The sequence below is a fragment of the Pseudomonas wayambapalatensis genome (assembly GCF_049942315.1).
Taxonomy (GTDB): domain Bacteria; phylum Pseudomonadota; class Gammaproteobacteria; order Pseudomonadales; family Pseudomonadaceae; genus Aquipseudomonas; species Aquipseudomonas wayambapalatensis.
This window is the reverse complement of the sequence record NZ_JBNFMU010000056.1, coordinates 1-3,172: the sequence shown is the minus strand read 5'-3', so window position 1 is coordinate 3,172 and position 3,172 is coordinate 1. Positions and strand designations below refer to the sequence as shown.

Genomic DNA, 3,172 nt, shown 5'->3' with positions numbered 1-3,172 from the left:
GGCTCGATGTCACGGACCAGCGACAGCAGGCCTGCCTGGTGGTCCACCAGCAATACGGCGGCGTCGTCTTTGTTCAGGCGGTTGTAGGTGAATTGGCTCATGGTCGTGCTCCTTCGGGTGGGGTGGGTTGTTGTCTCGACTGCATGGGCACAGATTAAAAACATCGCGTTTCTGGCGGTAGATAGTGAAAAACGGCCTTAGCGTTCTTTTTTTGGAACGATGAAACGGATGTCGCCCTTTTCACAGGTAAACCCACACCCACAGATGCCCCATTGCCTGGGCAACCAACCTGCTCTTTACTACCCCTCAGCCCTCCCCTAGCCCCCGAGACCACCATGCTGGCCTTCATCCAGTCCTACCCCCTGCTGCTGGGAACCTGCCTGATCTTCCTCGACCTGCTGCTCTGGCAACTGATCCCGCTGGAGCGCCGCGCCTGGCGTATCGTCACGCGCCTGGGCATCTTCGTGATCTTCAGCGCCGTCCTGCTGGCCGCCGGCATGAGCCCGCTGCAACCGCCGCCATGGGCGGACGATGTCGCGCGCAACCTGATCGCCACGGTGCTGACCATCGGCTGGTGGCTGTTCGGAGCGCGCACGGTGACGGTGGTGTTCGGCCTGCTGATGATCGCCCGCGGCAGTCACGGCGGGCGCCTGCTGCAGGATGTCGTGGGCGCGCTGATCTTTCTTGCCGCAGCCGTGGCGGCGGCGGCCTATGTCCTGCAACTGCCGGTCAAAGGGCTGCTGGCGACCTCCGGGGTGATGGCCATCGTCATCGGCCTGGCGCTGCAGAGCACCCTGGCCGACGTGTTCTCCGGCATCGTGCTCAACACCACGCGGCCCTACCAGATCGGCGACTCGATCTCCATCGACGGCACCGAGGGCAAGGTGGTGGATATCGACTGGCGCGCCACGCGGCTGATCACCGGCAGCGGCAGCCTGGCGGTGATTCCCAACTCGGTGGCGGCCAAGGCGCGCCTGCTCAACCACAGCCGGCCAGCCGACCGCCACGGGGTTTCGATCAGTGTGGTGGTACCCGCCAGAATCCGCCCCAAGCGGGTGTTCGACGCGCTGGAGAAAGCCCTGCAAGGCACCAGCGCCCTGCTGCCGTCACCCGCAGCGAAGGTGTCGGTGAAAGCTTCGACGCTGGAGTCGGTGGAATACGAGGCCAGCGGTTTCATCGCCGACGCGGCGCAAAAGACCGACGTACGCAACCTGCTGTTCGACCTCGCCCACCGCCATCTCGAGGCCAGCGGTGTGATGTGGAACCTCGACCTGGCCGTCGCCCCGCGTAGTCGACAGCGTGAGCTGCTCGACGAAGTGCGGGTGTTCCGTTCGCTGAGCAGCGAGGAACGCGATGCCCTCAGCCAGCGCATGATGGCGGTGGAGTATCTGGCCGACCAGGTGATCCTGGATGTCGGCCAACAGTCCGATCACTTGCTGGTGATCGGCAGCGGCGTGGTCCAGGCCTCGATCCGCAATGGCGACAAGCGCGTGGAGGCCGGGCGCATGGGGCCGGGGGAAGTGCTGGGGATCGAGGGCATCATGGACGAGAACAGTTCGTTCGCCGAGTTCCGCACCCTGACTGGCTGCCTGCTGTACCGGATCGACAAGGAGCAGGTGCGCAGTTGCCTGGCCGAGCGCGGCGACGTGGTGCAGGCGTTGAACAAGCTGCAGCGGTTCAGGCTGCAGAGCCGGGAGTCGCTGCTGATGCAGAAGCCGGCAGCGGTGAAGAAGGGCGGCTTTCTGAGTTGGCTGCACAAATAAGCGGGCCCCTTCGCGGGTTTATCCGCGAAGGGGCCAGTGCAATCACAGCACCACGCGCAGGCACTGCCCTGCGTGATACAGCGAGAAGCCCGACTCGTAGAATGCCGTGCGCAACGAAGGCGCACTCACCGGCTTCATCGGTGAGAACGGGATCGGCAGGCGGTCCGGATCATCCTTGAGCAGAAACTGCGCAAGAGCCCGGCCAATCACGGTGCCCGTGGTATTGCCACGGCCGTTGTAGCCTGTCACCGCTACCACTCCCGACGCCGGTTCGAACAGACGCATCAGGTGGTCGGGGGTAAAGTCGATGCAGCCGGTCCAGTGCATTTCCCACTCGACCTTGCCCAGCTCAGGGAAGTAATGGCTCTGGATGCGATCGGCCCAACTGCGCACGAACCACGCCGGCTTGTTGTCGACCCGGCCCAGGCTGCCGAGCAGCAGGCGACCCTGATCATCACGGCGGATACTGCTGAGCACGGTGCGGGTATCCCACGAACCCTGGCCATGGGGCAGGATCCTGTCGGCCACCGCACCCTGCAGCGGCTTGGAGGCGATCTGATAGTAGTAGCCGCGGAAGAAGTGCTTCTGCAGATGGCTCCAGTCGCCTTCGGTGTAGGCGCCCGTGGAAATCACCACCTTGTCGGCGCGCACGCTGCCACGGTTGGTGGCGACTCGCCAGCCGTCGCCATCACGCGTCAGGCCTTCGACCGCCGATTGCTGGAACAGCTTGCCACCCAGACGCTGCACCGCCGAGGCCAGGCCTTGGGTGTAGCCCATGGGGTTGATGGTGCCGGCGCGGCGGTCGAGCAGCGCGGCGGAAATCTTGTCGGTGCCGCAGTATTCCTGGCATTCGGCCCCCCGCAGCAGTTCCACGTCGGCACCCCGGCGACGCCATTGTTCATGGCGTGCCTCGAGGTCGGCGAGGCCCGTGGCGTTGTGCGCCATATGCAGGTTGCCTTTGTGCTGGGCCTGGCAGTCGATGCCCAGGCGTTCGATCATGGCGAAGACTTCCCCGGGCGCCTCGCCAAGCACCTTGTTCAGGCGCCCGCCCTGCTCCAGCCCCAAGGTCGCCTCGACATCGTCGGGACGGATCCAGGTCCCGGCGTTGACCAACCCGACATTGCGCCCGGAGCCGCCATGTCCAACCTTCCAGGCCTCCAGCAGGATGACCGACTTGCCCTGTTCGAGCAGGTGGATCGCCGCCGACAGCCCGGTGATTCCTGCGCCGATCACGCAGACATCGGCCGTGTGCTCACCGGCCAGCGCCTGTGAAGCGACGGTCGGTCGGGTGATCGATTCCCACAGACATTCTTGACGCAGTTCGGACATGGCCCGGCTCCAGCAATATTGTTCTTGTTGCGGTTAGGTCGGCGTACCGCCCAATCGCGGGCAAGTCGGGGCGCCGAACC

2 protein-coding genes and 1 pseudogene are annotated in these 3,172 nt (G+C 64.9%); 1 reads left to right on the top strand and 2 read right to left on the bottom strand.

The features are described 5' to 3' along the window. Nucleotides 1-101: pseudogene (locus ACPZMI_RS01685) on the bottom strand (hydrolase); the annotation flags it as partial. Between the two features lie 234 nt (nt 102-335). Between ACPZMI_RS01685 and ACPZMI_RS01680 the strand changes: the two are divergent. After that, nucleotides 336-1,763 (top strand): mechanosensitive ion channel family protein, encoded by a 1,428-nt coding sequence (locus tag ACPZMI_RS01680; protein ID WP_186721024.1) that lies wholly within the window; start codon nt 336-338, stop codon nt 1,761-1,763. A gap of 42 nt (nt 1,764-1,805) precedes the next feature. On the opposite strand, the gene amaA is transcribed toward ACPZMI_RS01680, so the two are convergent. Beyond that, nucleotides 1,806-3,092 carry an L-pipecolate oxidase gene (amaA, locus tag ACPZMI_RS01675; protein WP_186669862.1) on the bottom strand — a complete coding sequence of 429 codons (1,287 nt, stop codon included), beginning with the start codon at nt 3,090-3,092 and terminating at the stop codon, nt 1,806-1,808. Between the last annotated feature and the right edge of the window lie 80 nt (nt 3,093-3,172).